This window comes from Pannonibacter sp. XCT-53 (assembly GCF_009915765.1).
Lineage (GTDB): Bacteria > Pseudomonadota > Alphaproteobacteria > Rhizobiales > Stappiaceae > Pannonibacter > Pannonibacter tanglangensis.
Genome location: NZ_JAABLQ010000001.1, coordinates 1,233,358 through 1,259,981, shown reverse-complemented (window position 1 = coordinate 1,259,981; position 26,624 = coordinate 1,233,358). Strand labels below are relative to the sequence as shown.

Below are 26,624 nucleotides of genomic sequence, written 5' to 3'. Positions count from 1 at the left end.
GGTTGAGCAGCGACGTGGAAAGACCTTATCTGCAGGCTCACGCGCCACCGCCCGCCCGGATCGATCATGTCCCCGTCCGCCCCTCTCGATGCGCTCGTCGTCGCCGCCGGCCGCGGCACCCGGCTGCAAAGCGCGGAAGACACTGCCCCCAAGCAGTACCTGCCGCTCGGACCCCGCCCTGTCCTTGCCTGGACACTCCTTGCCCTTGCCGCCTGTGCTGAGCTGCGCCGGATCCAGGTGGTCATTCATGCCGATGACGGTCCCCTCTATGCCGCGGCGCTCGACACCCTGCCCCCGGCCCTGCGCGCCCGGCTTGCCCCGCCCGTGACCGGCGGAGACACGCGCCAGGCCTCGGTGCGGCTCGGTCTGGAGGCCCTGGCTGCAGCCGGATCGGCAGCAGGGGCCAGAGACGGGCATCAGCTTGAGGACGGGGGCGCCCCTGCCTTCGTGCTCATCCATGACGCGGCCCGCCCCTTCCTTCCCCTGGCCGTGATCGAGCGGATGCTGGCCGCCTTCGCCGACGGCCATGAGGCGGTGCTGGCCGCCCTGCCCGTTCACGACACGCTGAAGCGGGCCAACTCCGGCGGCGTGGCCACAGGCACCGTCGACCGGCAGGGCCTTTGGGCCGCGCAGACACCGCAAGGCTTTGCCTTCCCGCGAATCCTCGCTGCCCATCGCGCCGCCGCAGCCGCGGGCCTGACCGGCTTCACCGACGACACGTCCCTGGCCGAATGGGCCGGTCTGAGCGTGAAGCTGGTGGAAGGGGCCGCCGACGCCTACAAGATCACCACCCGCGCCGATCTGCTGCGCGCCCGTGCCGATGCTGCCCGGGTGCCCGCCGGCCTGCCACAGGACGCCTCCGCCATGACCGACTGGTCCGCCTATCCCGACATCCGCGTTGCCACCGGCTACGACGTGCATGCCTTTGAACCCGGCGATGCCGTGATCCTCGGTGGCATCGCCGTCCCGCACGAACGCAAGCTCGCCGGCCATTCCGACGCCGACGTGGTGCTGCATGCGCTGACCGATGCCATCCTGGGTGCAATTGCCGACCGCGACATCGGCGCCCATTTCCCGCCCTCCGATCCGAAGTGGAAGGGGGCGGCCTCGGACCAGTTCCTGATCCATGCGCTGGACCTGCTGGCGGCGCGCGGCGGCAAGGTCGCGCATCTTGACGTGACCATCGTCTGCGAGGCCCCCAAGATCGGACCTGTGCGGGATGCGATGCGCGAGAGGATTGCCGAGATCTGCGCCCTGCCCCTTGGCCGCGTGTCGGTGAAGGCAACGACCTCGGAGCGCCTCGGCTTCACGGGTCGCAAGGAGGGCATCGCCGCCCTCGCCACCGCAACCGTGCGCCTGCCGGCCGGGCAGGACGAGGCCTGATCCGACCGCAAACCTCCGGAGCCACCGCCATGACCGATCTTGATCCCCTGCTGGCAGAGACCGCCGAGCTGGTGAAGCGCATGGCCGAGGCAGGCTTGACGCTCGCCACGGCTGAATCCTGCACCGGCGGTCTCGTGGCCGGCCTCGTGACCGAGGTGCCGGGATCATCGGCCGTGCTGGACCGTGGCTTCGTCACCTACTCCAACGCGGCCAAGGCCGAGATGCTCGGCGTGCCGATGGCCCTGATCACCGAACACGGCGCGGTCAGCCGGCCGGTGGCCATCGCCATGGCCGAAGGGGCCCTCGCGCACTCGCAGGCCGATGTCGCCGTTGCGATCACCGGGATTGCCGGCCCGGGCGGCGGGTCGGAGGCCAAGCCGGTCGGCACCGTGCATTTTGCCTGCGCCGCGCGCGGCCATCCGACCGTCGCGGATGCGCATCGGTTTGCCGACAACGGCCGCGCCGCCATCCGCGCCGACGCGGTGCGGGTCGCCTTGCAGCTTGTTTCAAATTTTACGGATGTTCTGAAGGGCTCCTCAAGCCTTTGAGCGTACTCTGCCATGCTTGTGCGGGGCTGACAAAATCCCCCCACAGAATGCAGGGGTAGATATGCGCGCAATGATTGCGTCGCTCTGGCTCGCGCTGCTTGGCGTGAGTGCCAGCGCTGAGGACATGCCAGTCCCGGGCGATTTCTTCTTGATCTCGCGCCAAGCTGACGGAACCTTTTCCGGCAGTCACAAGGTCCTGGAAAAGCCGGGCGAGGGTTATGTCGCGGTGAGCTACTGCGGCCGCAAGCTGTGGGTTCGCCCGAGCACGGTCGCCTGGACCCATATGGAGGTTGAGAACCGGCGCCGTGTCGCGCTCGAGTTCAACGCCGGCAAGGGCTGGCGCCCGCTTTGCGCCGAGGCCCAGAACCAGGTCCGCCTCGCCGACCTCGGCATCGAAGCCGACAACTTCATCGTCGCCAACGGCGGCAGCTACAAGCAGCCGACCGTCGAGAACCGCTTCAAGCATATTTCCAAGCAGTTCCAGGGCAAGACCGGCAAGACCGAGAAGAGCTCGACCTACCACAGCCGCTGAGGCGGTTTCCCGATCCTGCGCCGCACTGGACCGCCCGACCGCGCTCCGGTGCGATCAGCATTTATTAAACTTTGACGGCTGATACTCATCGTTAAGAAAGGGTTGTCACGCATTATGGGGGTCGAGCGTCCCTGATTGCAGACCGCAATCCGGCCCATCGATTGGAAAATTGCCGTGAAAGTGCTCCTGTCCCTGTTTCTGGCCCTGGTCGTGACGGCACCGCCGCAGGCAACGGCGGAGCTGTCGACGCAGGAGGAATTCCACATCATCTCCCGGGACAAGATGAACCGGTTCCGCGGCAGCCATCAGCTCCTGCGCCGGCCGCAGGACGGCTTCGTCCAGGTCCTGTATTGTGACCAGGTCTACTGGGTGCGCCCGCAGACGGTGGCCTGGACCGAGCGGGAAGCCGAGCGCGGCTTCGGCCTTGCCATCGAGACCAACCGCGGCAACGGCTGGCGCCCTGTCTGCCAGGATCCGCAGGCCCAGGTAACGCTCAAGGACCTCAACCTGAGCCCGCGCGAGGAACGCGCCGTCACCACCGCTCCGGGCGCCCGGCAATTCCGCTTCCAGGAAATCCAGCGCGGCTTCGACAACCGCTGAACCGTCATCGACGGACACCGCGGCCGAGGCCGGCCCGGCGTGCTCAGGCCAGTCGTGCCGGTCCGTAGACCTCGTCGGCACGCGCCTCGAAGGCAGAGGCGAACTTGCGGAAGGCCATGTCGAACATGGCCCCCATCAGCGAGGCGAGCGTCCGGCTCTTGAAGTCATACGAGATATAGAAGCGCACCCGGCAGCGCGTGTCGCCCAGCGGCTCGAAGGACCAGCGGTTCTCCAGGTGCTGGAACGGCCCGTCGAGATACTCCACGAGGATCTCGTTGCGGTCGCGATCAAGCGTGACCTTGCTGGTGAAGGTCTCGCGAAACAGCTTGTAGGCCACCGTCATGTCCGCGATCAGGATGTCGCGGGCGGGATCGATGTCCTTGCGGCCGCGCACGATCAGGTTCTGGCACAGCGGCACGAACTGCGGATACTTCTCCACATCCGCCACAAGGTTGAACATGTCGGCCGCAGAGTGGCCGACATCCCGGGTCGTTTCAAAGGACGGCATCGTTTCCTGTCCGGTTTCCTGTCCGGTGCCGCAGACGCGTCTCAGTGGCCGAGCTTGGCCGCGCGCGCCGCACGCAGATCCGCAAAATCTTCGCCCGCATGGTGTGAAGACCGCGTCAACGGGCTCGCCGAAACCTTGAGGAAGCCCTTGGCATAGGCGATCTTTTCATAGGCCTTGAATTCCTCCGGCGTCACGAAGGACATCACCGGGTGATGCTTCTTCGAGGGCTGGAGATACTGGCCGATGGTGAGGAAGTCGACGTCGGCGGTGCGCAGGTCATCCATGAGCTGCAGCACCTCGTTGCGCTCCTCGCCGAGCCCCACCATGATCCCCGACTTGGTGAACATGGTCGGATCGAGTTCCTTCACCCGCTGCAGCAGGCGGATGGAGTGGAAGTAGCGGGCGCCGGGCCGCACCTTCAGATATTTCGAGGGCACGGTTTCCAGATTGTGGTTGAACACGTCCGGCTTGGCGCGAACGACGATCTCGAGCGCCCCGTCCTTGCGCAGGAAGTCGGGCGTCAGAACCTCGATGGTGGTCTTCGGCGCCTTGGCGCGGATCGCGGCAATGACGTCAGCGAAATGGTTCGCGCCGCCATCGTCTAGGTCGTCCCGGTCCACGGACGTGATGACCACATGCTCCAGGCCCATGGTGGCGACGGCCGTGGCAATGCCCTCGGGCTCATGCGGGTCCACGGCGGTCGGCATGCCGGTGCGCACGTTGCAGAAGGCGCAGGCGCGGGTGCAGGTGTCGCCGAGGATCATGAAGCTGGCGTGCTTCTTCGACCAGCACTCGCCGATGTTCGGGCAGCCCGCTTCCTCGCAGACGGTGACGAGCTTGTTCTCGCGCACCACCTGATGCGTTTCCCGGTAGACAGGCGACGTCGGCGCCTTGACGCGGATCCACGCCGGCTTGCGCGCGACCGGATTGTCCGGGCGATGCGCCTTCTCCGGATGGCGGGGCTTCTGGGCATCCGCACTCTGCTGCGGCCGGTTCAGGGTGTCGAGGATCGTGACCATGGCATCCAGATGTCGTTGTTCGGCACGAAGGTCAAGTGCTGCCTTCGCACGGAGACTATGCGTTTTCGTGTGAACTGAGGAGCGATTTGAGACGCTCGACCGCAGCGCCCGAAAAGGGCCGCGACTTGCGCGTGGTCTCGTCCATCTGGACGATCACCGACGAGGCCCGCGCCGCGCAGGTCTCGCCCTGGAAGATGACCTGATCGAGCGTGAGCGAGCTTGTCCCGATCCGGAGCACCCGGGTTCCGATCTGCACCTCGCCGGGCCAGTGGATCTCGGCCAGGAAATCCAGCTCGAGACGGGCAATGACGAAGGCCGCGCCCGGATCGGCCAGGCCCCGGGTCCGCTCTTCGCCCGCCTGCCCGGCAACCGTGCCGTAGATTGCCTCCACCCGCCCGGTCTCGAGGAACGTGGCAAAGACGGCATTGTTTATATGCCCCTGCCGGTCGGTGTCGCTGTAGCGCAGCTTGTCGACCGTCACGAGCGGATAGTCGGACAGTTTCGGATGCCGGTCGCCCATGGTCCTCCTCCTGACCTTTGCCGAGCGGTGGACTGACGGAGGCCAGCCAGCTCAGCGGCCGCGGATCTTTCGCCAGAGAAACAGGAACAGGATCGCGCCGACGGTCGCCACGACCAGCTGGTCGAAAAAGCCGCCGGTGAGGTTGAGTTTCAGCATCTCCGCCAGCTTGCCGCCGACCAGGGCGCCGATGAGGCCGACGACGAGCGAGCCAAGAAAGCCGCCGCGGCTGTCAAGCACGCGGTGGGCCACGGCGCCGGCAATCAGGCCGATGATGATCCAGATGAGAAATCCCATGTCGCCCTCCGGTCAGGCAAGAATGCGTGCGACGAGCACGACCACCACGGCACCGATGGCGGCCACGAGCACCTCGTTGAGCAGCGGGTGACCGACATTGACGGAGATCCCGGTCGACTTCACCAGGAAACCGCCGACGAAGGCGCCGATCAGCCCCGTCAGCAGATAGCGGAACAGGCCGCCGCCGCCAACGATGAAACTGGCGAGCCACCCGGCCACAAGGCCGATGACGCACCAGATGACGATTGCCTTGGTATCCATCGCGGTCTCCCCAGAAACTGCAAGACCGCCGCCCGGATCCGGACGGCGGTCTGAACCGGTGTCAGGCGTTGAGCGCGCGCCCGTAGGCGTCCAGCACGCTTTCCTTCATCATTTCAGAAAGCGTCGGATGCGGGAAGATCGTGTGCATCAGGTCTTCCTCGGTCGTCTCCAGGTTCATGGCGACGACGAAGCCCTGGATCAGCTCGGTCACTTCCGTGCCCACCATATGCGCGCCGATCAGCTCGCCGGTCTTCTTGTCGAAGATCGTCTTGATCAGGCCGTTGTCCTCACCCAGCGCAATCGCCTTGCCGTTGGCGCCAAAGGAGAAGCGGCCGACGCGGATGTCGCGGCCAAGTTCCTTGGCCTTGGCCTCCGTCAGACCGACAGAGGCGACCTGCGGGTTGCAATAGGTGCAGCCCGGGATCTTGCCCTTGTCCATGGCGTGGACATTCGGCAGGCCGGCGATCTTCTCGATGCAGACAACACCTTCATGCTCGGCCTTGTGGGCGAGCATCGGGGGACCGGCGACATCGCCGATGGCATAGAGGCCGGGCACATTGGTGCGGCCATAGCCGTCGATGACGATGCAGCCGCGGTCGGTCTTCACGCCGAGGGCCTCAAGGCCGAGGTTCTCGATGTTGCCCTGCACGCCGACCGCCGAGATCAGGCGGTCAGCGGTGATCTCGGTCACCTTGCCGTCCCTGGTCTCCACATGGGCGGTGATGGAGTTGGCCCCCTTCACCACCTTGGCAACCTTGGCCTCGGTCATGATCTTCAGGCCGCGCTTTTCCAGCGCCTTGCGGGCGATCGCCGAGATCTCGGCATCTTCCACCGGCATGATCTGCGGCATGACCTCGACGACGGTCACGTCCACGCCCATCGAGCGGTAGAAGGACGCGAACTCGATGCCGATGGCGCCCGAACCCATGACGACCAGCGACTTCGGCATGAAGTCCGGCTTCATCGCCTCGAAATAGGTCCAGATCAGCTTGCCATCCGGCTCGATGCCCGGCAGCGCACGCGGCCGCGCGCCGGTGGCGATGATGATGTGCTTGGCGGTGTAGGTGCCCTCCCCCTTCACGCCCTTCGGCGCGGGGTGCTGCGGCTCGACCGCCGGCTTGGAGGATTTCGCCACCACGACCTCACCCGGCCTGGTGAGCTTGGCCTCACCCCAGATGACGTCGATCTTGTTCTTCTTCATCAGGAAGCCGACGCCGGCGTTGAGACGGGCCGAGACGCCGCGCGAGCGGGCGACCACGTCCTTGACGTCCGCCGTCATCCGGCCTTCCAGCGTCAGTCCGTAGGACTTGGCGTGGTTGGCGTGATCGAGGATTTCGGCCGAGCGCAGCAGCGCCTTGGTCGGGATGCAGCCCCAGTTGAGGCAGATGCCGCCGAGATGCTCGCGCTCGACGATGGCCGTCTTGAAGCCGAGCTGGGCCGCACGGATCGCGGTGACGTAGCCGCCGGGTCCGGAGCCGATGATGAGGACGTCATAGCTGTCGGCCATGGAAGTTCCCTCGCCTGTTTCGCAGGAAGTTTGCGTGTATCTCAAGGAAGAAAGGCCCCGGACCAGCCGGGGCCTCGCTGAGGTCACTCAGACCAGCATGCTCATCGGGTTCTCGATGTAGCCCTTGAAGGCCCCGAGAAGTTCCGCACCCAGCGCACCGTCGACGCAGCGGTGGTCGGTCGACAGCGTCACGGTCATGACGGTGGCAACGGCCAGCGCGCCGTTCTTGACGACGGGACGCTGTTCCCCCGCGCCGACGGCCAGAATGGTCGCATGCGGCGGGTTCACGACGGCGGCGAAGTTCTTCACGCCCATCATGCCCATGTTGGACACGGCGGTGGTGCCGCCCTGGTACTCTTCCGGCTTCAGCTTGCGGTCCTTGGCGCGCTGGCCAAGGTCCTTCATCTCGTTGGAGATGGTGGACAGGGCCTTCTGCTCGGCGCTGCGGATGATCGGGGTGATCAGGCCGCCCGGGATCGACACGGCAACGCCGACATCGGCGTGCTTGTGCTTGACCATGGCGTCGTCGGTCCACGAGACATTGGCGTCCGGCACATCGCGCAGGGCCAGCGCCAGGGCCTTGATGACCATGTCGTTGACCGAGAGCTTGTAGGCCGGCTTGCCGTCCCTGGACTTCGGCGCCGCATCGTTGAGCTGGGTGCGCAGGGCCAGGAGCGCGTCGAGCTCGCAGTCGACCGACACGTAGAAGTGCGGGATCGTCTGCTTGGACTCGGTGAGACGCTTGGCGATGGTCTTGCGCATGCCGTCATGCGGCACGAGCTCGTAGGAGCCTTCGGAGAAGAGCTTGAGCACCTGGTCCTTCGACGGACCGGTGGCCAGGGCGGGCGCCGGGGCGGCAGCGGCAGGCGCCGGAGCGGCTGCCACCGGAGCCGGAGCAGCAGCAGCAGGAGCCGCCTTGCCCGTGCCCGACGTCAGGGCCGCCTCGATGTCGCGCTGGACCACGCGGCCATGCGGGCCGGAGCCGGCGATGGCCTTGAGGTCGAGCCCGTTCTGGGCCGCCAGACGCCGGGCGAGCGGCGAGGCGAAGACCCGTGCGCCACCGGACTGAGGCGCTGCGGCGGGAGCGGCAGCAGCCGGAGCGGCTGCGGCAACCGGTGCTGCAGCCGGAGCTGCCGGAGCCGGAGCGGCCGCAGCGGCCGGAGTTGCAGCGGGTGCGGCCGAAGCCTTGGACGCATCCTCGCCGTCAGCGGCCAGCACGGCAATCACCGTGTTCACCTTGACGCCCTGGGATCCGGCCGGAACCAGGATCTTGGCAAGGGTGCCCTCGTCGACGGCTTCCACTTCCATGGTCGCCTTGTCGGTCTCGATCTCGGCGATCACGTCGCCCGGTGCGACCTTGTCGCCTTCCTTGACCAGCCACTTGGCCAGATTGCCCTCTTCCATCGTGGGAGAGAGGGCCGGCATGGTGATGTTGATCGGCATCTGTGCCTCCCTTGCCTCAGGCCTTGTAGGTGACGGCTTTCACCGCATCGATGACTTCCTTCACCGACGGCAGCGCCAGCTTCTCAAGGTTCGCGGCGTAGGGCATCGGGACGTCCTTGCCGGTGACGCGCAGGATCGGCGCATCCAGGTAATCGAAGGCCTTTTCCTGGACCTGGTAGCCGATTTCCGACGACACGGAGCAGACCGGGAAGGCTTCCTCGACGGTGATGCAGCGGCCGGTCTTGCGGACCGAGGCCAGAACCGTGTCGATGTCGAGCGGGCGGATGGTGCGAAGGTTCACGACTTCCGCCGAGATGCCCTGGGCGGCCAGTTCGTCCACGGCCTTCATGACATAGGTCATGCCGATGCCCCAGGAGACGATGGTCACGTCCGTGCCGGCGCGCTCGATCTTGGCCTTGCCGATCGGCAGGACGAAGTCGTCGACCTTCGGTACCTCGAAGGACTGGCCGTAGAGGATCTCGTTTTCCAGGAAGACGACCGGGTTCGGGTCGCGGATGGCAGCCTTGAGCAAGCCCTTCGCATCGGCGGCCGACCACGGCTGGATCACCTTCAGGCCCGGGATATGGGCATACCAGGAGGCATAGTCCTGGCTGTGCTGGGCGCCGACGCGGGCCGCCGCACCGTTCGGACCACGGAAGACGATCGGGGCACCCATCTGGCCGCCGGACATGTAGAGCGTCTTGGCGGCCGAGTTGATGATGTGGTCGATCGCCTGCATGGCGAAGTTGAACGTCATGAACTCGACGATCGGCTTCAGGCCAGCCATCGCAGCGCCGACGCCGAGACCGGCAAAGCCGTGCTCGGTGATCGGGGTGTCGATGACGCGGCGGGCGCCGAATTCGTCCAGCAGGCCCTGCGTGATCTTGTAGGCGCCCTGGTACTCGGCCACTTCCTCGCCCATGACGAAGACGCGGTCATCGGCGCGCATTTCCTCGGCCATCGCATCGCGCAGGGCCTCGCGGACGGTCAGGGTGACCATCTCGGTGCCAGCCGGCGCGTCGCTGTCGGCAGAGCCGGAGGTGACGGGCGCAGCCGGAACCGGGGCAGCGGCGGCAACCGGCGCAGGCGCGGCAACCGGGGCCGGCGCGGCGGCAGGCGCCGGTGCGGCAACGGCCGCAGCCGGTGCGGCGGAGGCATCCTCGCCATCGGCCAGAAGAACGGCAATCGGCGTGTTGACCTTGACCGCCTCGGTGCCCTCGGCGACGAGGATCTTGCCCAGCACGCCCTCGTCCACGGCTTCCACTTCCATGGTCGCCTTGTCGGTCTCGATCTCGGCGATCACGTCGCCGGCCTTGACGGCATCGCCCTCGGCCTTCAGCCACTTGGCGAGCTTGCCCTCCTCCATGGTCGGCGAGAGGGCCGGCATCAGAATGTTGATCGGCATGGTATCCCCCGGCCTTAGAGCAGAATGTCGGTGTAGAGCTCGGAGACATCCGGCTCAGGGTCGTTCTGGGCGAATTCGGCCGATTCGGCGACGATCGCGCGCACGTCGCGGTCGATGGCCTTCAGGTCGTCGTCGGTCGCCCAGCCGTTCTCCAACAGGCGGACGCGGACCTGCTCGATCGGATCGTGCTCGGTGCGCATCTTCTGCACTTCGTCCTTGGAGCGATACTTCGCCGGGTCGGACATCGAGTGGCCGCGGTAGCGGTAGGTGATCATCTCGAGAATGTACGGGCCCTTGCCCTCGCGGCACCAGGCGAGCGCCTTGTCGGAGGCGGCCTTCACGGCGCGCACGTCCATGCCGTCGACCTGCTCGCCGGGGATGCCGAAGGACAGGCCGCGCTGCGACAGGTCGGTCGTGGCCGACGCGCGTTCCACGCTCGTGCCCATGCCGTACTTGTTGTTCTCGATCACGTAGATGACCGGCAGCTTCCACAGCTCGGCCATGTTGAAGCTCTCGTAGACCTGGCCCTGGTTGGACGCGCCGTCCCCGAAGAAGGCCATCGCGACGTTGCCGTTGCCGGTGTACTTGTTGGCAAAGCCGATGCCGGTGCCAAGCGCCACCTGGGCGCCGACGATGCCGTGGCCGCCGTAGAAGTGCTTCTCCTTGGAGAACATGTGCATGGAGCCGCCCTTGCCCTTCGACAGGCCGCCCCGACGCCCGGTGAGCTCCGCCATCACGCCCTTCGGGTCGAGATCCATGGCCAGCATGTGGCCGTGGTCGCGGTAGCCGGTGATCATCTGGTCACCGTCCTTCTTGGCCATCTGCATGCCGACCACAACGGCTTCCTGGCCGATGTAGAGATGGCAGAAGCCGCCGATGAGGCCCATGCCGTAGAGCTGGCCCGCCTTCTCCTCGAAGCGGCGGATCAGGAGCATTTCGCGGTAGGCGTGGAGTTCCTCGTCCTTGCTGAACTCCGCGATGGCAGGTGCGGCCGATTTGGCTGCACCGCTGGACCGGGTGGCGCCTTTCGCGCGCGTACCGGCGGAAGACTTGTTCGTAGCGGCCATGACCCTCGTCTCTGCGTGGCGTTTCCCCTAGGAAAGCAAGCGGAAGGTAACCCGCGCGTCTTGTCAATCCAAGAGGTGTGAGGAGTTCGGGTGATACCCTTCAAGGGTATGAAAAATATGAAGGAAAAAGGATAAACTAATATTCGGTTCATCAGTCCGAATGAACCGGATTTCAGTTACCTGCCCCGCGGCTCGTCGAGGTGCAGGATCGCCAGTTCATTGACATGGACAACATTGAGATTGATGCGGGCCCGCTCGTCGATCATGTCCGGATCGAGGCTCTCCGGACGCAGCAGGCTGACGCGGGTCGCAAGATGCTCGCGCTCGTAGCGGAGTTCCGCCAGCTGGGCCTCCAGCGCAGCCACCTCGCGCTCGATCCGCTCGCGTCCGGCGATGCCGAATTCACCGCTGACCGAATGGAACCCGAAATAGCCCAGCACGGCCATGGCGACCGCCGGGATGACGAGGCGTCGGAGAATGGATTTCTTGCGCTGGCGGGTGGTAGCGGGCACTGGGCGACCTACGACGGACAATGGGCCTTGTGCCTCCACTGTGCCGAGTCACGCTTAACAGTTCCTTTCACCCGACAGGAATGGCGCAGGAAAACCTCATGCGCACAAGGCCCTGGGGCGGTGCCGCCAGCCGCCACTGCCAGCCGCTACCGCCAGCCGTCGCTCTCAGCTGCCGATGCCGCCCGCCGCAGGCTCCGGCGCCGCGCCCGTGACACAGGCGTCTGCGCGTCCCCGCAGGCCGCCCCCTGACGCCCGACCCGAGCCGTCAGGCAGCGGAGGAGACCCGCCGGGCCGCACGTCCGTCAGGCCGCCTTGGCAGGCATGGCCAGGCGCGCCAGCTTGGTCATGATCGTTGCCGTTCCCTTGAGCCGGTCATCCGCCCGCTCCCAGTCACGCGACAGCACGATCTTCTGGTCGGGACGGATCTTGGCGAGCGAGCCCTGTTCGGCGATGTAGGCGACAAGGCCGGCCGGATTGGCGAACTGGTTGCCGCGGAAGGTGATGACGATGCCTTTCGGGCCGGAGTCCACCTTCTCCACATTGGCCTTGCAGCACAGGCCCTTGATGTAGACGATCTTCAGCAGGTGGCCGACCTCGTCCGGCAGGGGTCCGAAGCGGTCGATCAGCTCCGCGCCGAAGGCATCGATCTCCTGCGCCTCGGTCAGGTCGGCAAGGCGGCGGTAGAGCGACAGGCGCAGCTGCAGGTCCGGGACATAGCTCTCCGGGATGAGGACCGGCGTGCCGACATTGATCTGCGGCGACCACTGGTCCTCGCCGACCTCGTCGCCGCCGTCCTTGAGCTGGGCCACGGCCTCCTCCAGCATCTGCTGGTAGAGCTCGTAGCCGACTTCCTTGATATGGCCGGACTGTTCCTCGCCGAGCAGGTTTCCCGCGCCGCGGATGTCGAGGTCGTGGCTGGCGAGCTGGAAGCCGGCGCCGAGATTCTCCAGCGACTGCAGCACCTTGAGCCGACGCTCCGCCGTTCCCGTCATCGGCTTGTTGGCCGGGACGGTGAAGAGCGCATAGGCGCGCGTCTTGGACCGGCCGACGCGACCGCGCAGCTGGTAGAGCTGGGCCAGACCAAACATGTCGGCCCGGTGCACGATCAGCGTGTTGGCGGTCGGAATGTCGAGACCCGATTCGACGATGGTCGTGGACAGCAGCACGTCATACTTGCCCTCGTAGAAGGCATTCATGACATCCTCAAGCTGGCCCGGAGCCATTTGCCCGTGCGCGGTCGCGACCTTCACCTCCGGCACGCTTGTCGCCAGGAACTCGGCCTGCTCGGCGAGATCGGAGACGCGCGGACAGACATAGAAGCTCTGCCCGCCGCGATAATGCTCGCGCAGCAATGTCTCGCGCACCACCAGCGGATCGAAGGGCGACACGAAGGTGCGCACCGCCAGCCGGTCCACCGGCGGGGTGGCAATCAGCGACAGCTCGCGCAGGCCCGTCAGTGCCTGTTGCAGCGTGCGCGGGATCGGCGTGGCCGACAGGGTCAGCACATGCACGTCGGACTTCAGCTCCTTCAGCCGTTCCTTGTGCTTGACGCCGAAATGCTGCTCCTCGTCGATGATCAGCAGCCCGAGATCGCGGAACTTCACGCCGGTGCCGAGCAACGCATGGGTGCCGACGACAATATCGACCGATCCGTCCTCCAGCCCCTTCTTGGTTGCCGCGAGATCCTTGGCGCTGACCAGCCGCGAGGCATGGGCGACATGGATCGGCAGACCGTGGAAGCGGGTGGCGAAGGTGCGGAAATGCTGGCGCGCCAGCAGCGTGGTCGGCACCACGACAGCCACCTGCCGGCCCGACATGGCGGCGACGAAGGCCGCCCGCAGCGCCACTTCCGTCTTGCCGAAGCCGACGTCGCCGCAGACCAGCCGGTCCATCGGGCGCCCGGCCGCCAGGTCCTGGAACACGGCATCGATGGCCGTCAGCTGGTCTTCCGTCTCCTCGTAGGGGAAGCGGGTGGAGAATTCGTCATAGACCCCTTCTGGCACCTCCACCACGGGAGCCGTCTTGAGGGCGCGCGCGGCTGCCGTCTTGATCAGCCCGTCGGCGATCTCGAGCACCCGCTTCTTCATGCGCGCCTTGCGCGCCTGCCAGGCCCCGCCGCCCAGCTTGTCGAGCATGACGTCGCTGTCTTCCGAGCCGAAGCGCGTCAGCAGTTCGATGTTCTCCACCGGCAGGTAGAGCTTGTCGCCGCCCTGGTACTGCAGCTCGAGGCAGTCATGCGGCGCGCCGAGCGCCTCGATGGTCTTGAGGCCGATGAAGCGGCCGATGCCGTGGTCGACATGGACGACGAGATCGCCCTCGGAGAGGCTGGCCGCCTCGGTGAGGACGTTGGCGCCCTTGGCCTTGCGGCGGCCCTTGCGCACCAGACGGTCGCCGAGGATGTCCTGCTCGGAGATGAAGACCAGCCGGTCGACCTCGAAGCCTTGCTCCAGCCCGAGCAGGCTAAGCGCGGTCGCCCGCGGCGGCAGGCCGGCAAGATCGGCAACCCGCTCGACCGGCATGGGCAGGTCGAGGCCATGGTCGGCGAGGATCTGGCCGAGACGGTCGCGCGAGCCTTCGCTCCAGCAGGCGATGACGACGCGTCGCTCCTCCTTGGTAAGAGCGCGCACGTGCTTGACGGCCGCATCGAAGATGTTGACGTCGCCCGCCGCCCGTTCGGCGGCAAAGGTGCGGCCCTGACGGCCGGCAAGGTCGATCACCGTGCGGCCGGACCCCGGCGGCGGCGTGAAGGGATCGAGCTGGCAGCTGGCGCTGTCCGCCAGCCGGGTGGTCCACTCCGCCCCGACCGGATAGAGCGCATCGGGCTCGACCGGCATGTAGGGCACGGCGCCGGCCAGATGGCCGTTGTCGAGCGCCTCCTTGCGCGCCGCATAATGCTCGCTGATCTGGTCGAGGCGCTCGCCCACCGCGTCGCCGGCCCGGGCATCCAGAACAATCGGCGCCTCGCCGATGTAGTCGAACAGCGTTTCGAGCCGGTCATGGAACAGCGGCAGCCAGTGCTCCATGCCGGCATAGCGGCGCCCGTCGCTGACCGACTGGTAGAGCACGTCCTCACGCCGGGCCGCACCGAAGCGGGCCAGATAGTTGCGGCGGAAGCGGGAGATGGCTTCCTCGCCCAGCACGACCTCGCTCATCGGCACCAGTTCGAGCCGCTTCAGCTGCCGGGTGGTGCGCTGGCTTTCCGTGTCGAATGCGCGGATCGATTCCAGCGTGTCTCCGAAGAAGTCGAGGCGGACGGGATCGTCCGCACCGGGGGCATAGAGATCGATGATGCCGCCGCGCACCGCGTATTCGCCGGTCTCTCGCACCGTGGGTGTGCGCGAGAACCCGTTCAGCTCCAGCCAGGCTGCGATCCGGGTCAGGTCGATCCGGTTGCCCGGTGCCATGGAGAAGGTCTGGGCGGCGACCCAGTCGCGCTCCGGCAGCCGCTGCAGCGCGGCATTGACCGTGGTGACGAGCACCTTGCGCCCGTCCCCCGGCAGTCCGCGCGCAAGCTGACCGAGGACCAGCAGCCTGCGAGCGCTGATCGCCGGGTTGGGCGACACGCGGTCATAGGGCAGGCAGTCCCAGGCCGGCAGCGACAGCGCCTCCACATCGGGGGCGAAAAAGGTCAGCGCCTCGATGACCCCCTGCGCCCGCCCGGCGTCGCGGGCGACGAACACCGCTGCAAGCCCGTCCTGCGGCGCCTCGGCAACGATGCGGGCAAGCGCCAGCGCCTCGGCCCCGTCCGGCACGCTGGCAAGGGTGATGTTGGCGCGGTCACGAAAGAGCGTCTCGAACAAGGGCGGCAGTCCCGGTGATGTCTTGGATGCGGTCAGGTCGGGTGGAGCGGCAGGGCCGGGCGATGCGGGGCCAGCCTCCGGAGCCGGCGCCCGGAACCGGTGTCAGCCGAGCCGGATGTCGTGGAAGGCCAGCATCCGGCGGAACAGCGGCCGGTCCCACTCGCCCGGCAAGGGCTTGCGGCCGGTGATCCAGGCATAAAGGTCCTGATCGTTGACGGTGATGATCTCTTCCAGCTCGTCAAGCTCCGCGTCGCTCAGGCGGCCGATCTCCGCCTTGGTGAAGCCTCCGAGCAGGAGGTCCATTTCCTTCATGCCGCGATGCCAGGTGCGGAAGAGGATGCGCTTGCGGCGGGCGTCGAGACCGTCGTCGGCGGCCCCCTCGGTGGCGTTTGTAGCCTGGATGCTGTCGGTCATGTCGGATCCTGACGAATCGGGACGGGACCGGATGCCCGATGCATGCCGGTCGCGCGGGGAAGTCCCTGCGCTTATAGCGTCGCCCAGCCCGGATGTCAGGTCCGGATGTCGGGTCTGGATGTCGGGCCCGGATGTCGGGTCTGGGCGTCGGGTCTGGGCGTCGGGTCCGTGTCCTTGCCCGGTTGCCAGCTCCGCGGGTGGGCCCAGCCCCGGTCCCCTTCCCCAGCCTCGCCCCTCCAATCCCGCCACCCGCCGCCGCGCGGAGCGGCCGTCCCGCGCTGCCGCGTTGCACCGGGCCGCCAAAGGGTGCAAAACCCCATGCACCCTATTGCCCTGTCGCCAAGGTCAGGGCCGTTTCCGGCCGAAAGACACACGCCGCCGCCATGCGCCCGACCCTGCTTGACCCTCTGTTCGCCCCCGTCTCGGTGCTGCCCGGCATCGGACCGAAGATTGCGAAGCTGCTCGACACGCTGCTCGACAGTCCGAGCGGTCGGGAGGCGACGGTGCTCGACCTTGTCTTCCACCTGCCGCATGCGGTGATTGACCGCAGCCGCCGCCCCGGCATTGCCTATTCGGAAAACGGTGACACCGTGACGCTGGACGTGCGGGTCGAGCGTCACATGCCCGCCCCCCGGGGCAGCAAGGCCCCCTACCGGGTGCTCGCCAGCGACGCCACCGGCTCGATCGCGCTGGTCTTCTTCCATCCCCGGCAGGACTGGCTGGAGAAGGTGCTGCCGGTCGGCGGCCGGCGCATCATCTCCGGCAAGGTGGAGTGGTTCGCCGAGCGGCCGCAGATGGTGCACCCGGACTACATCCTGACGCCGGAGGAAGCAGAGACCATGCCGGCCGTCGAGCCGGTCTATCCGATGACGGCGGGTCTGGCGCAGCGCACGCTGCTGAAGGGGCTCGCCGGCGCGCTGGACCGGCTGCCGCTCTTCCCCGACTGGCTCGACCCCGAATTCCGCGCCCGCCAGGCCTGGCCGGATTTCGACGAGGCGCTGAAGCGGGTGCACCGGCCGGAGGGCGCGCGTGACCTCGACCCGGCCTCCCCGGCCCTGTCGCGCCTTGCCTATGACGAGTATCTCGCCAACCAGCTGGCCCTTGCCCTTGTGCGCGCCACGATGCGCAAGCTCGGCGGCGAATCCCGCCTCACCACGGGCGACCTGAAGGCGAAGATCCTTGCCGCCCTGCCCTATGAGCTGACCCCCGGCCAGGCGCGTGCGGTTGAGGAAATCGAGGCCGACCTGCGCAGCCCGCAGCGCATGCTGCGCCTGCTGCAGGGCGATGTCGGGGCCGGCAAGACCATCGTCGGGCTTCTGGCCATGGCCGCGGTCATCGAGGGCGGCGCCCAGGCGGCCATGATGGCCCCGACCGAAATCCTCGCCCGCCAGCATTTTGCCTCCATGGCGCCACTGTGTGAGGCCGCCGGCATCCGCATCGCGCTGCTGACCGGGCGCGACACGCAGAGGCAGCGGCGCGAGACGCAGGCGGCGCTGGCCGCCGGCGAGATTGACCTCGCCGTGGGCACCCACGCCCTGTTCCAGGGCGCGGTCGAATTTGCCAATCTCGGCATTGCCGTGGTCGACGAGCAGCACCGCTTCGGCGTCCACCAGCGCCTCGCGCTCTCCTCCAAGGGCAAGGGCGTCGATGTGCTGGTGATGACCGCGACACCGATCCCGCGCACGCTGGTGCTGACCTATTTCGGCGACATGGACGTCTCCCGCCTCACCGACAAGCCGAAGGGCCGCAAGCCGATCACCACGGTCTCGGTCTCGCTTGACCGGATGGGCGAGATGGTGGCGCGGATCAAGGCCGCCGTCGCCGAGGGCCAGAAGGTCTACTGGGTCTGCCCGCTGGTCGAGGAGAGCGAGAAGATCGACCTTGCCGCCGTCGAGGACCGGCATCGGCACCTCGCGCAGGAGCTGAAGGTTCCAGTCGCCCTCGTTCACGGCCGGATGAGCGGCGAGGACAAGGACACCGCGATGATGGCCTTCAAGGAAGGCCATGCCCGGGTGCTGGTGGCGACGACCGTGATCGAGGTCGGCGTCGATGTGCCCGATGCCACGATCATCGTCATCGAGCATGCCGAACGCTTCGGCCTGGCGCAGCTGCACCAGCTGCGCGGCCGCGTCGGACGCGGCGACCGGCCCTCGTCCTGCGTGCTGCTCTACAAGGGGCCGCTGGGCGAGACCTCGGCCGCGCGCCTTGCGGTGATGCGCGAGACCAACGATGGCTTCGTCATCGCCGAGGAAGACCTGCGGCTGCGCGGGGAAGGCGAAATCCTGGGCACGCGGCAATCCGGCGCCCCCGGCTTCCGGCTGGCCCGGGGCGACGCACGCACCGATCTCATGGAGATTGCCCGCGACGACGCGCGCCTGATCCTGGAGACCGACCCGCAGCTGAAGGGTCCGCGTGGACCGGCGCTGCGCACGCTCCTCTACCTGTTCGGCCGCGACGAAGCGATCCACCTCATCCGCGCCGGCTGATTTCTTGCGCGAAATTTTTGTTTCAAGATATTGTTTTATATGATTTTTCAATCACTATTAAAGTGATACTTTAACCGCATTCATCGCCCGTGTGCCAGCAAATGTCCGGCTGGCGTGCGGGGCTTTGGACAGCGCCCGGCAAATCGGCTATGCCAACGCATGAGGGCTGCCCGCCGGCAGCCTGTCCCGGCGGAGCTGCTCCCGAGCCCGCCGCTGAGTGGAGCCCAGCACGTGCGACGGACCGCCTACAAGCTTGCGGGCCTGGCCTTTGTCGTCACCGGCCTTGTCGGTGCCGTGCTGCCGCTGCTGCCGTCGACGATCTTCTTCATCCTTGCCGCTGCCATGTTCGCCCGCTCGTCGCCGGAGCTGGAGGCGCGCATCCTCGCGCACCCGACCATCGGCCCGCAGGTGATCGCCTGGCGGGACCACGGCGTGATCCCGCCCCGGGCAAAACTGCTTGCGGTCGGTGGCATGGCGGCGGGCTATGCGGTCTTCGTCGTGCTGGGCGAGCCGGCGGGGCTGACCGCCGGTCTGGTGGCCGCCGCCATCCTCGCCTGCGCGGCCTATGTCCTGAGCCGCCCCTCCCGGCCGCAGGCGTGAGCACGGGGACCTGCCGCCCTCCGGCGGCTCAGCTGTCCGGGATCAGCCGCTTGCCGAGGGAAATGACCTCGTCCTGGCTGTAGCCGAGACCGTCGTAGAAGGCCTTGACCGGCAGGTTGGAACTGCGCACCAGCAGGTTGAGCTTCGGGCAGCCGCGGGCGACCAGCAGCGCCTCGCAATGCTCCATGAGGCGGCGGGCATGGCCTTGGCCCTGATGCTCCGGGTGAACACAAAGATAGTACAGCGATCCGCGGTGCCCGTCATAGCCGAGCATCGCGGTGCCGATGATGCCGTTGCCCTGGCGCAGCACGAGAAAGCCCCAGGGACTGTCGGCCATCTTGCGGTCGATGTCCCGGTCGGGGTCGTTCCAGGGCCGCGTCAGGCCGCAGTCGGTCCACAGGCGGACGACCCGGTGCCGGTCGCCCTCGGTGAAGGTGTCGATGACGGTCTCGTAGCGAAGGCTCATTCCACCGTCACCGATTTCGCCAGATTGCGCGGCTGGTCGACATCGGTGCCCATGAACACCGCCACGTGATAGGCGATCAGCTGGATCGGGATCGAGTAGATGATCGGGGCGACGATTTCCGACAGCGCCGGCATCAGGATGCGGTCGCGGTCGGCAAGGCCGGACGCCTCCGCCCCCTTCTCGTCCGTGATCAGCAGGATGCGCCCGCCCCGGGCGGCCACTTCCTGCATGTTCGAGACCGTCTTCTCGTAGATCGCGTCATGCGGCGCGATCACGATCACCGGCAGGTTCTCGTCGATGAGCGCGATGGGCCCGTGCTTCAGCTCGCCCGCCGCATAGCCTTCGGCGTGGATGTAGGACAGTTCCTTGAGCTTGAGCGCGCCCTCCAGCGCCAGCGGATAGCTGGTGCTGCGACCGAGATAGAGCACGTCCGAGGCGCGCGACAGGCCGGGAGCCAGTTTCTCGATCCGTGCCTCGAGCGCGAGCGCCTTCAGCGCCAGCCCGGGCACTTCCGACAGGGCGCCGACCAGCTCGGCCTCCTGGTCGGCCGTGAGCACGCCCCTCTGGCGACCGGCCAGGATGGCGAGCGACGCCAGGACGGAGAGCTGGCAGGTGAAGGCCTTGGTCGACGCGACGCCGATTTCCGGGCCGGCAATGGTCGGGAACACGAGGTCAGCCTCGCGGGCGATGGTCGATTCCGGCACGTTGACGACGGCACCGATGGTGAGGCCGGCGGCCTTGCAGTAGCGCAGCGATGCCAGCGTGTCGGCGGTCTCGCCGGACTGGGAGATGAACAGGGCCATCTCGCCGGGGTTCACCGGCAGCTCGCGGTACCGGAACTCGGACGCAATGTCGATCTCGACCGGCAGGCGCGCGTATTTCTCGAACCAGTACTTGCCGACGAGGCCGGCGTAGTAGGCCGTGCCGCAGGCCGACATCACCAGCCGCGTCAGTCCGGAAAAGTCCACCGCCATGCCGTCCGGCACCTTGGCCTTGCGTGCGGCCAGGTCAAGGTAGCGCGACAGCGTGTGCCCGATGACTTCGGGCTGCTCGTGGATTTCCTTGGCCATGAAGTGGCGATAGTTGCCCTTGTCGATCATGGCCGCGCCAATGGCGGACCGGCTTTCGGGGCGCTGCACCTGTGCGTTGCTGCGGTCGCGGATGACACAGCCCTGGCGGCTGAGCACGACCCAGTCGCCTTCCTCGAGATAGGTGATGCGATCCGTGAAGGGCGACAGGGCAATCGCGTCGGAGCCGAGGAACATCTCGCCGTCCCCATGACCGACTGCCAGTGGCGAGCCCTGGCGGGCACCGACCAGGAGGTCCTCCTCGCCCTCAAACAGGAACACCAGCGAGAAGGCCCCCTTCAGGCGTGGCAGGACGGCGGCGACCGCATCGACCGGTGACAGGCCTCCGCGCAGGGCCAGATCCGTCATCAGCGCCACGACCTCCGTGTCGGTGTCCGACACGGGGAACAGACCCGCCGCCGCCGCCTCGGCCCGCAGCTCGAGATAGTTCTCGATAATGCCGTTGTGCACGACACAGACGCGGCCGCTCTGGTGCGGGTGGGCATTGGTGACCGTCGGCGCGCCATGGGTGGCCCAGCGGGTGTGTCCGATGCCGATCCGGCCCGCCAGCGGGTCCTTGTCCAGCAGCGCCTCGAGGTTGCGCAGCTTGCCTTCGGCACGGCGGCGCGTCAGCACCCCGCCTTCCAGCGTGGCGACGCCGGCGGAATCATAGCCGCGGTACTCCAGCCGCTTCAGCGCGTCGACCAGGAGCGGCGCCACGCCCGCATTTCCGACAATCCCGATGATGCCGCACATGTCACCCATCCCTTGTAACGAAACTCGCCTGCCTCCCTTAGACGAGCCGGCCCAGCGGATTGAAATAAAACCTTGTTTCAGACCGTGACAGGGGTCGGCCGGGTCACGGCTTTCCAGTCTTGCGAGCCGCGAACCGCGCCCTCAGGTCCCGCGCCCGCTCCGGCTTCACTGACTGATGCGCACGGCCGATGGCCAGCGCATCCTCCGGCACGGGCTCCGTCAGGGTGCTGCCGGCGGCGACATAGGCGCCGTCGCCGATGCGGATCGGGGCAACCAGCGTGCTGTTCGAGCCGATGAAGCAGCCCTCGCCGATGTCGGTCCGGTACTTGCCATAGCCGTCATAGTTGCAGGTGATCGTGCCGGCGCCGATGTTGGAACGCGCCCCGATGCTGGCATCCCCGATATAGGTCAGGTGGTTGACCTTGGCCCCGGCCCCGATCGTCGCATTCTTGATCTCGACGAAATTGCCGACATGGGTATCGGCGGCCAGCTGCGCCCCCGGCCGCAGTCTGGCATAGGGCCCGATCAGGGACCCGGCCCCGACATGGGCCCCCTCCAGATGGCTGAAGGCGCGGATCCGGGCCCCCGCCTCGACGGTGACGCCAGGACCGAAGACCACGTTCGGCTCGACCGTCACATCCACGCCAAGCACCGTGTCATGGGAGAAGAACACCGTCTCCGGCGCCTGCAGCGTGACGCCGGAAAGCATCGCTTCCTGACGCATCCGGCTCTGGAAAATCGCTTCACATTCAGCAAGTTGCGCCCGGTTGTTCACACCGCGCACCTCATCCTCGCTGGCCGAGACGGCGCTCACCTTGAGACCGCGTGCGTTGGCGAGTTCGGCCGCATCGGTCAGATAGTACTCGCCCTTGGCATTGGCATTGCCGATGGCCGATATCAGCTCCAGCGCGATGGCCCCGCGAAAGCCCATGATGCCGGAATTGCAGAAGGTGATGGCACGCTCGGCCTCGCTGGCCTCCTTCTCCTCCCGGATCGCCAGGAGCGTGTCGCCGCGCATGACCAGACGCCCGTAGCCGAAGGGGTTGGCGGCCTCGAAGCCGAGCACGACCACATCGGCACCGGCGGCCAGCGCCTCGCGCACCCGCGCCACGGCCGCATCGGTGACGAGCGGCGTGTCGGCAAAGAGCACCAGCAGATCGTCCTTCGGCGTCTCGAGCAGGCTGCGGGCCGCGAGCACCGCATGCGCCGTGCCAAGCCGCTCGACCTGCTCATGGCACTGCGCCCCGGGCGCCAGCCGGGCGACGAGCTTGACGAGGTCCGGCATCTGCGGCCCGACGACAACGCCGATCTCGGCCCCTTGATAGTGCTGGATGCGCTTCAGCACATGGCCGACCATCGGCAGGTTGCCGATCTCGTGCATCACCTTCGGCGCGGCCGAGCGCATGCGTGTGCCAAGACCGGCAGCCAGAACGATTGCCTGCAGCGAACGGGTCGACATCAGCTTTCACCTCTCCACGGGATCTGGACCTGGGCCCGGTGCGGGGCCTTTTCGGAGCATGAGGGGTTTCATGCCGCGATCCACAGGTCAATAGTGACAGCATCCATGCGTCAGTTCGGGTTTCTTGTTCGTTAACTATAATTGCGCTGTGATGGGGCCGACAAAACCTGAGATTCGCTCCAAGGCAGGACCAAACCGCCGTGCGCAACCGCCGCGAGGACACCGGCAAATCGGGGTCTGGAGCATCTGTGCTCCGGTCTCGCTATGTCGTTGCCGGCTGGGGCTTCGCTGCCGTGCTGTTTGGGGTCGTTGGCGTCTCGGCGGTGCACTTTGCCCCTCCCCCCGACATCGAGGCCAACGCCCGCGCCTATGCGGGCCTGCCGCTCCCGGCAACAGGCAGCGGCCCTGTCGGTCCGACCGGAAGCATCGTGGCGGACAATGAGACCGTCACCTTCGGCATCATGCCCTCCACGGGCGGCATGGCCAATGCGGAAGCGATGCGTCTGCTCGAGGAGCAGGTGACGACCTTGCGCAAGGAACTGGTGGCCTTGCGCCGGCGCGCGGAGATGCTGGCCGAACAGGCAAGCCAGCAGTCGGCACGGCTCGCCGCCATCGAGACCGGAAGCCCGGCGGGCGTGACCGAGGCCGGCAGCCGGGTCCCGGCGCCGGCAGCCCCTCGCAGCCCGGACGCTGACACGCCCGCCGGCATGCCAGGCGTCCAGGCACAAGGCACGGGCGGCCAGTCAGTCCCGTCCCGCGCCGTGGCGGTTCCAAGCCCGCGCCCGGCGGCGGTGGAGACGGTCCCGGCCCCAGAGACGGGACACAAGACCGGACAGGAGGCCGCAGCGACACGGGCACAGTCCCGGACGACCGCACAGCCCCAGAACCAGAACCAGAACCAGAGCCAGGCCCAGGCCCCGGTGACCACCGCAGCGCCCATGCGCCCCAATCCGGAGGACATGACCGTCGAGGCGGACAGCGCAAGGGCCGCCCCCCCGGCAACGCCGGTGCGGATCGTGGCCTTGCCGGCAGCAGCCGGCCCGGCGCCGGAGGCAACCGCCTCGATCCCCCGCAACGACCCGATGCCGCCGGAACTGACCCGCGACCTCGCCTCCGCCATGGTGATCAGGCCCGCCGACGCGGCCGGCCGGCTGCTCGGATCAAGCGACGTGATCGGCCGCAGCGACTTCGCCATCGAGATCGGCCGTTATGCCAGCCGCGCCGAGGCGGACGCGGCCTGGCTCTCCTTCCGCGATGCCCATGCAGAGCGCATGGCGGACCTGCGCGCCCTCACCGCACCGGTGGACAACGGAGAGACGGCCGGCGGGCAAGGCGTGCGCCTGCTCGCAGGCCCCTTCGGCAATGCCGCAGCTGCCGCCGTCGCCTGCCTCCGGCTGAGCGAAGTGGGCAGCACGGCGTGCCGGCCGACCTTCTTCGTCGGCGAACCGCTCGAAACCGACTGAGCCGGGCCGGATCAGCCGATCTGGGAGAAGATCGGGAAGGTTTCCAGGAGCCAGAACGAGAAGACCTGAAGCTGTCCGGACAGGAACAGGATGCCGGTCAGGATCATGAACACGCCCATGGCCTGCTCGACCCGGCGCATGTGCCGGCGGAATTTCTGCATGAAGCGCAGGAAGGGGCCGGCAAAGAGCGCGGCAGCCAGGAACGGGATGCCCATCCCGAGCGCATAGGCGCTGAGCAGGAGTGCACCGCGCGCGACCGTGTCCTCCGAACCGGCCACGAACAGGATCGCCGCCAGGATCGGCCCGACGCAGGGTGTCCAGCCGAAGGCAAAGGCCAGACCCAGCACATAGGCTCCGCCAAGCCCCGCCGGCTTGCGCTGGACCTGCACCCGGGCCTCGCGGTAGAGCAGCGCGATCCGGAAGACGCCCAGGAAGTGCAGGCCCATGATGATGATCACGACACCCGCGATGTAGCCCAGGATCTGCAGGTGCTGGGAGATGGTCTGCCCGATCAGCGAGGCACTGGCGCCAAGCGCAACGAAGACCGTGGAAAATCCGAGCACGAAGGCGATCGAGGTGAAGAACACCCGGCGGCTGGCCTCGCTCTCGGCCTTGCCATCCGCGATCTCGTCAAGGCTGGTGCCGGCGAGGAAGCCGAGATAGGGCGGCACGAGCGGCAGCACACAGGGCGAGACGAAGGACAGGAGCCCGGCCAGCATGGCGCCAACAAGCGAGACTTCCTGCAACATCGGTCGGGCTTCCTGATCAGACGACACTTCCTCCGAAGCGTTGTAGCTGCCGCACCGGCAAAGCGAAAGGCGTCGGCATGTCACAGCTGTGTGTGACGCCGCCGGCGTCGTCACGCCGGGCAAGCGCCCGGTGACCGGCAGTGGAGGCCAGGACCGAGGTGGCCGCATTGATGTACCCGGATCAGGGCGCAAGGCTTGCCCGCGCGAAGCGGCGCAACGGCCCCGGGACCCAAACCGGAGGGCGAGGTCCGACAGCCGATCCGGGGCCTGTTCCAGGGCTCGGGTCAGGGCTGATTTCGGGGCCGAGATCAGGGGGCGAGATATGGGGCCAAGATCAGGGGGGCGTGGTGAGGCGTCGGTCTTGCGACAGCACCCAAGGTGCAGAAATGAGGGCGCAACAGTGAGGGGGCAGCACCTGGGAGGCAGCACCTGACGATAAGCAACTGGGGCCTGTCGTCGAACCAGTCCGGGAACCGGTCTTTTGGCCCATCTTCGGGCCGGTCGTCGGACCAGCCTTGGCGCTGGTCACGAGGCCCGTCATTGGGCCAGCGGGGGGAGCATGCAGGCCAGTGACCGCACTGGCGACCGGGACACGCCCGGCAACTGTCCGGCGCCTTCCGCGCGAGCCCCCATCCTGCGGGCCCTGCGGACGGGCGCCTGCGGTTCAGGCGTCGTTGACCAGGCCGCCCCGGACAACCTCGAACACGCGGCGATTGAGCTGTCCAACCTCCTGCCCGTCGCGCAGGCCTTGCCGCCACTGCTCCAGCACGAGCCGCAGCGCAAGGGTCTGGCGGTTGTGCGGAAGCTGGTCGACAAACCCGGCAAAGAACGCGTCAAGCGCCTTCCGGTCGACGGTGCCCTGGTCGATCAGGGCGTGGATCAGGGTCATCGTCGCGGCGATATGACCTTTGAGGAAATCGAATTCCGCGCCAAGCGCGGCTGTCTCTGATGTTGCGTCGGGCATGTCCTCAACCAGTCTGCCGGTGTGATCCGACGGTAAAAGCCCATTTCACTCACAACGGTTGCACAAGTTCCTTTACGTCCGGTTTCCGGCTCCTGGTGCATTGAAAACGTTACAAACTTTGGCCTTCAACCGGTGCGGCAGCAAAAATTGCACATTTGAAGCATCTTGCAAACCTGTTTCGGTTAAGTTTTTTCCCGTAAGCCGCAGGACGGCTCCCGAGGCGTCACCTCGCCGACGCAGGGATCACCGCAGCAGACCGGCCAGTGGCCGGCCCGCAGGCGGACGGCAGGCAGCCGACAGACGCTCGGGGGCTGCAGACCCGTGAACCTTCCATTACTTGGGAATACTTCCCGCATCTTGCCCGCCCGGTCCGGCCGGTCCGGCCGCATCCTGACGCTCCGCCTCGATCCGGATGGCCCCGTCAGCCGTCGACAGGACCAGCCGCTCCCCCTCCTGCGACAACCGGCTCACGCCCGACAACGCCTGACGCAACCTTGCCTCGGCGGCAGCAAGCGCCGGATCGGCGCAGATCGCCTGAGTGGCGATCAGCGGCAGATCCTCGACCAGGGAGCCGTCCGGCGCCCGGACGAAACCCATCGCCAGCGAGTTGCAGGGCGACTGCACCGCGATCCGGGTGCCCTCGAGGCTAAGCCGGGCGTCCACGCCGAGTGGCGCTCCCATGACATGCGTGATCCTGAAGTCCTGCATCCCGCCTCCCCCGGCCGGCGTTGCGATCAGGCCGGCCGGAAGGCCGACGGCCAGGGCGAGGCAGACAAGCTTGCCGAGCATCTGGTCTTGTCC

25 protein-coding genes are annotated in these 26,624 nt (G+C 67.3%); 7 read left to right on the top strand and 18 right to left on the bottom strand.

The window, feature by feature from the left end; translation table 11 throughout:
• Window positions 1-66 precede the first annotated feature (66 nt).
• The 4 genes from GWI72_RS05810 (at window position 67) to GWI72_RS05795 (ending at window position 3,063) form a co-directional block, all read left to right on the top strand.
• Window positions 67-1,383 carry a bifunctional 2-C-methyl-D-erythritol 4-phosphate cytidylyltransferase/2-C-methyl-D-erythritol 2,4-cyclodiphosphate synthase gene (locus GWI72_RS05810; protein WP_161708106.1) on the top strand — a complete coding sequence of 439 codons (1,317 nt, stop codon included), beginning with the start codon at window positions 67-69 and terminating at the stop codon, window positions 1,381-1,383.
• Between the two features lie 29 nt (window positions 1,384-1,412).
• Complete coding sequence (locus tag GWI72_RS05805) at window positions 1,413-1,931, top strand: CinA family protein (RefSeq protein WP_161708105.1); 519 nt, start codon at window positions 1,413-1,415, stop codon at window positions 1,929-1,931.
• 61 nt (window positions 1,932-1,992) lie between these two features.
• Entirely contained in the window at window positions 1,993-2,463 is a 471-nt protein-coding gene (locus GWI72_RS05800; RefSeq protein ID WP_161708104.1) for a hypothetical protein, read from the top strand.
• A gap of 174 nt (window positions 2,464-2,637) precedes the next feature.
• The gene (locus GWI72_RS05795; RefSeq protein ID WP_161672800.1) at window positions 2,638-3,063 is read left to right on the top strand and encodes a hypothetical protein; all 426 of its coding nucleotides are present in this window, start codon (window positions 2,638-2,640) and stop codon (window positions 3,061-3,063) included.
• Between the two features lie 43 nt (window positions 3,064-3,106).
• Here GWI72_RS05795 and GWI72_RS05790 read toward each other — a convergent pair whose 3' ends face one another.
• From GWI72_RS05790 to GWI72_RS05735, 12 genes are all read right to left on the bottom strand, one after another.
• The gene (locus GWI72_RS05790) at window positions 3,107-3,571 is read right to left on the bottom strand and encodes a type II toxin-antitoxin system RatA family toxin (protein ID WP_161672798.1); all 465 of its coding nucleotides are present in this window, start codon (window positions 3,569-3,571) and stop codon (window positions 3,107-3,109) included.
• A gap of 41 nt (window positions 3,572-3,612) precedes the next feature.
• Window positions 3,613-4,590 (bottom strand): lipoyl synthase, encoded by a 978-nt coding sequence (gene lipA, locus GWI72_RS05785; protein ID WP_161672796.1) that lies wholly within the window; start codon window positions 4,588-4,590, stop codon window positions 3,613-3,615.
• Between the two features lie 55 nt (window positions 4,591-4,645).
• Window positions 4,646-5,110, bottom strand: coding sequence for an acyl-CoA thioesterase (locus GWI72_RS05780; RefSeq protein ID WP_161708103.1), 465 nt, complete (start codon window positions 5,108-5,110; stop codon window positions 4,646-4,648).
• 51 nt (window positions 5,111-5,161) lie between these two features.
• Window positions 5,162-5,404 (bottom strand): GlsB/YeaQ/YmgE family stress response membrane protein, encoded by a 243-nt coding sequence (locus GWI72_RS05775; protein ID WP_161672793.1) that lies wholly within the window; start codon window positions 5,402-5,404, stop codon window positions 5,162-5,164.
• A gap of 12 nt (window positions 5,405-5,416) precedes the next feature.
• Window positions 5,417-5,665, bottom strand: coding sequence for a GlsB/YeaQ/YmgE family stress response membrane protein (locus GWI72_RS05770; RefSeq protein ID WP_161672791.1), 249 nt, complete (start codon window positions 5,663-5,665; stop codon window positions 5,417-5,419).
• A gap of 61 nt (window positions 5,666-5,726) precedes the next feature.
• A complete protein-coding gene (gene lpdA / locus GWI72_RS05765) occupies window positions 5,727-7,172 on the bottom strand; it encodes a dihydrolipoyl dehydrogenase (protein WP_161672789.1) in 1,446 nt (481 codons plus the stop codon).
• Between the two features lie 87 nt (window positions 7,173-7,259).
• Entirely contained in the window at window positions 7,260-8,615 is a 1,356-nt protein-coding gene (locus tag GWI72_RS05760; protein ID WP_161708102.1) for a pyruvate dehydrogenase complex dihydrolipoamide acetyltransferase, read from the bottom strand.
• A gap of 16 nt (window positions 8,616-8,631) precedes the next feature.
• Window positions 8,632-10,020 (bottom strand): pyruvate dehydrogenase complex E1 component subunit beta, encoded by a 1,389-nt coding sequence (locus GWI72_RS05755; protein ID WP_161708101.1) that lies wholly within the window; start codon window positions 10,018-10,020, stop codon window positions 8,632-8,634.
• A 14-nt stretch (window positions 10,021-10,034) separates the two neighbouring features.
• On the bottom strand, window positions 10,035-11,087 hold the full coding sequence (pdhA, locus tag GWI72_RS05750; protein ID WP_161672783.1) for a pyruvate dehydrogenase (acetyl-transferring) E1 component subunit alpha: 1,053 nt from the start codon (window positions 11,085-11,087) through the stop codon (window positions 10,035-10,037).
• Window positions 11,088-11,263: 176 nt separating this feature from the next.
• Window positions 11,264-11,599: an FtsB family cell division protein gene (locus GWI72_RS05745; RefSeq protein ID WP_348272642.1), complete on the bottom strand. Its 336-nt coding sequence runs from the start codon at window positions 11,597-11,599 to the stop codon at window positions 11,264-11,266.
• A gap of 302 nt (window positions 11,600-11,901) precedes the next feature.
• Entirely contained in the window at window positions 11,902-15,399 is a 3,498-nt protein-coding gene (gene mfd, locus GWI72_RS05740; RefSeq protein WP_161708100.1) for a transcription-repair coupling factor, read from the bottom strand.
• Window positions 15,400-15,501: 102 nt separating this feature from the next.
• Window positions 15,502-15,813, bottom strand: coding sequence for an FAD assembly factor SdhE (locus tag GWI72_RS05735; protein WP_161672779.1), 312 nt, complete (start codon window positions 15,811-15,813; stop codon window positions 15,502-15,504).
• A 383-nt stretch (window positions 15,814-16,196) separates the two neighbouring features.
• Between GWI72_RS05735 and recG the strand changes: the two genes are divergently transcribed.
• Window positions 16,197-18,299: an ATP-dependent DNA helicase RecG gene (gene recG, locus GWI72_RS05730; RefSeq protein ID WP_161672777.1), complete on the top strand. Its 2,103-nt coding sequence runs from the start codon at window positions 16,197-16,199 to the stop codon at window positions 18,297-18,299.
• Window positions 18,300-18,530: 231 nt separating this feature from the next.
• A complete protein-coding gene (locus GWI72_RS05725) occupies window positions 18,531-18,899 on the top strand; it encodes a YbaN family protein (RefSeq protein WP_348272641.1) in 369 nt (122 codons plus the stop codon).
• A gap of 28 nt (window positions 18,900-18,927) precedes the next feature.
• Here GWI72_RS05725 and GWI72_RS05720 read toward each other — a convergent pair whose 3' ends face one another.
• The 3 genes from GWI72_RS05720 to glmU form a co-directional block, all read right to left on the bottom strand.
• Window positions 18,928-19,365 (bottom strand): GNAT family acetyltransferase, encoded by a 438-nt coding sequence (locus GWI72_RS05720; protein WP_161708099.1) that lies wholly within the window; start codon window positions 19,363-19,365, stop codon window positions 18,928-18,930.
• Window positions 19,362-21,188, bottom strand: a complete 1,827-nt coding sequence (gene glmS / locus GWI72_RS05715; protein ID WP_161708098.1) for a glutamine--fructose-6-phosphate transaminase (isomerizing) — start codon at window positions 21,186-21,188, stop codon at window positions 19,362-19,364. The genes GWI72_RS05720 and glmS overlap by 4 nt, the downstream gene beginning before the upstream one ends.
• A 103-nt stretch (window positions 21,189-21,291) precedes the next feature.
• Window positions 21,292-22,647 (bottom strand): bifunctional UDP-N-acetylglucosamine diphosphorylase/glucosamine-1-phosphate N-acetyltransferase GlmU, encoded by a 1,356-nt coding sequence (gene glmU / locus GWI72_RS05710; RefSeq protein ID WP_161708097.1) that lies wholly within the window; start codon window positions 22,645-22,647, stop codon window positions 21,292-21,294.
• Window positions 22,648-22,895: 248 nt separating this feature from the next.
• Between glmU and GWI72_RS05705 the strand changes: the two genes are divergently transcribed.
• A complete protein-coding gene (locus GWI72_RS05705; protein WP_161708096.1) occupies window positions 22,896-24,110 on the top strand; it encodes an SPOR domain-containing protein in 1,215 nt (404 codons plus the stop codon).
• Window positions 24,111-24,121: 11 nt separating this feature from the next.
• Here GWI72_RS05705 and GWI72_RS05700 read toward each other — a convergent pair whose 3' ends face one another.
• From GWI72_RS05700 to GWI72_RS05690, 3 genes are all read right to left on the bottom strand, one after another.
• Window positions 24,122-24,859 (bottom strand): cytochrome c biogenesis CcdA family protein, encoded by a 738-nt coding sequence (locus tag GWI72_RS05700; protein ID WP_161672765.1) that lies wholly within the window; start codon window positions 24,857-24,859, stop codon window positions 24,122-24,124.
• A 664-nt stretch (window positions 24,860-25,523) separates the two neighbouring features.
• Window positions 25,524-25,823 (bottom strand): hypothetical protein, encoded by a 300-nt coding sequence (locus tag GWI72_RS05695; protein WP_161672762.1) that lies wholly within the window; start codon window positions 25,821-25,823, stop codon window positions 25,524-25,526.
• Between the two features lie 333 nt (window positions 25,824-26,156).
• Window positions 26,157-26,612 (bottom strand): META domain-containing protein, encoded by a 456-nt coding sequence (locus tag GWI72_RS05690; protein ID WP_161708095.1) that lies wholly within the window; start codon window positions 26,610-26,612, stop codon window positions 26,157-26,159.
• Window positions 26,613-26,624: the final 12 nt, after the last annotated feature.

Bases quoted from the DNA above. Each gene is read 5' to 3' on its own strand.
- GWI72_RS05810 (WP_161708106.1), top strand. From the start codon at position 67: ATGTCCCCGTCCGCCCCTCTCGATGCGCTCGTCGTCGCCGCCGGCCGC.
- GWI72_RS05805 (WP_161708105.1), top strand. From the start codon at position 1,413: ATGACCGATCTTGATCCCCTGCTGGCAGAGACCGCCGAGCTGGTGAAG.
- GWI72_RS05800 (WP_161708104.1), top strand. From the start codon at position 1,993: ATGCGCGCAATGATTGCGTCGCTCTGGCTCGCGCTGCTTGGCGTGAGT.
- GWI72_RS05790 (WP_161672798.1), bottom strand. From the start codon at position 3,571: ATGCCGTCCTTTGAAACGACCCGGGATGTCGGCCACTCTGCGGCCGAC.
- lipA (WP_161672796.1), bottom strand. From the start codon at position 4,590: ATGGTCACGATCCTCGACACCCTGAACCGGCCGCAGCAGAGTGCGGAT.
- GWI72_RS05780 (WP_161708103.1), bottom strand. From the start codon at position 5,110: ATGGGCGACCGGCATCCGAAACTGTCCGACTATCCGCTCGTGACGGTC.
- GWI72_RS05775 (WP_161672793.1), bottom strand. From the start codon at position 5,404: ATGGGATTTCTCATCTGGATCATCATCGGCCTGATTGCCGGCGCCGTG.
- GWI72_RS05770 (WP_161672791.1), bottom strand. From the start codon at position 5,665: ATGGATACCAAGGCAATCGTCATCTGGTGCGTCATCGGCCTTGTGGCC.
- lpdA (WP_161672789.1), bottom strand. From the start codon at position 7,172: ATGGCCGACAGCTATGACGTCCTCATCATCGGCTCCGGACCCGGCGGC.
- GWI72_RS05760 (WP_161708102.1), bottom strand. From the start codon at position 8,615: ATGCCGATCAACATCACCATGCCGGCCCTCTCTCCCACGATGGAAGAG.
- GWI72_RS05755 (WP_161708101.1), bottom strand. From the start codon at position 10,020: ATGCCGATCAACATTCTGATGCCGGCCCTCTCGCCGACCATGGAGGAG.
- pdhA (WP_161672783.1), bottom strand. From the start codon at position 11,087: ATGGCCGCTACGAACAAGTCTTCCGCCGGTACGCGCGCGAAAGGCGCC.
- GWI72_RS05735 (WP_161672779.1), bottom strand. From the start codon at position 15,813: ATGACCGACAGCATCCAGGCTACAAACGCCACCGAGGGGGCCGCCGAC.
- recG (WP_161672777.1), top strand. From the start codon at position 16,197: ATGCGCCCGACCCTGCTTGACCCTCTGTTCGCCCCCGTCTCGGTGCTG.
- GWI72_RS05720 (WP_161708099.1), bottom strand. From the start codon at position 19,365: ATGAGCCTTCGCTACGAGACCGTCATCGACACCTTCACCGAGGGCGAC.
- glmS (WP_161708098.1), bottom strand. From the start codon at position 21,188: ATGTGCGGCATCATCGGGATTGTCGGAAATGCGGGCGTGGCGCCGCTC.
- glmU (WP_161708097.1), bottom strand. From the start codon at position 22,647: ATGTCGACCCGTTCGCTGCAGGCAATCGTTCTGGCTGCCGGTCTTGGC.
- GWI72_RS05700 (WP_161672765.1), bottom strand. From the start codon at position 24,859: ATGTTGCAGGAAGTCTCGCTTGTTGGCGCCATGCTGGCCGGGCTCCTG.
- GWI72_RS05695 (WP_161672762.1), bottom strand. From the start codon at position 25,823: ATGCCCGACGCAACATCAGAGACAGCCGCGCTTGGCGCGGAATTCGAT.
- GWI72_RS05690 (WP_161708095.1), bottom strand. From the start codon at position 26,612: ATGCTCGGCAAGCTTGTCTGCCTCGCCCTGGCCGTCGGCCTTCCGGCC.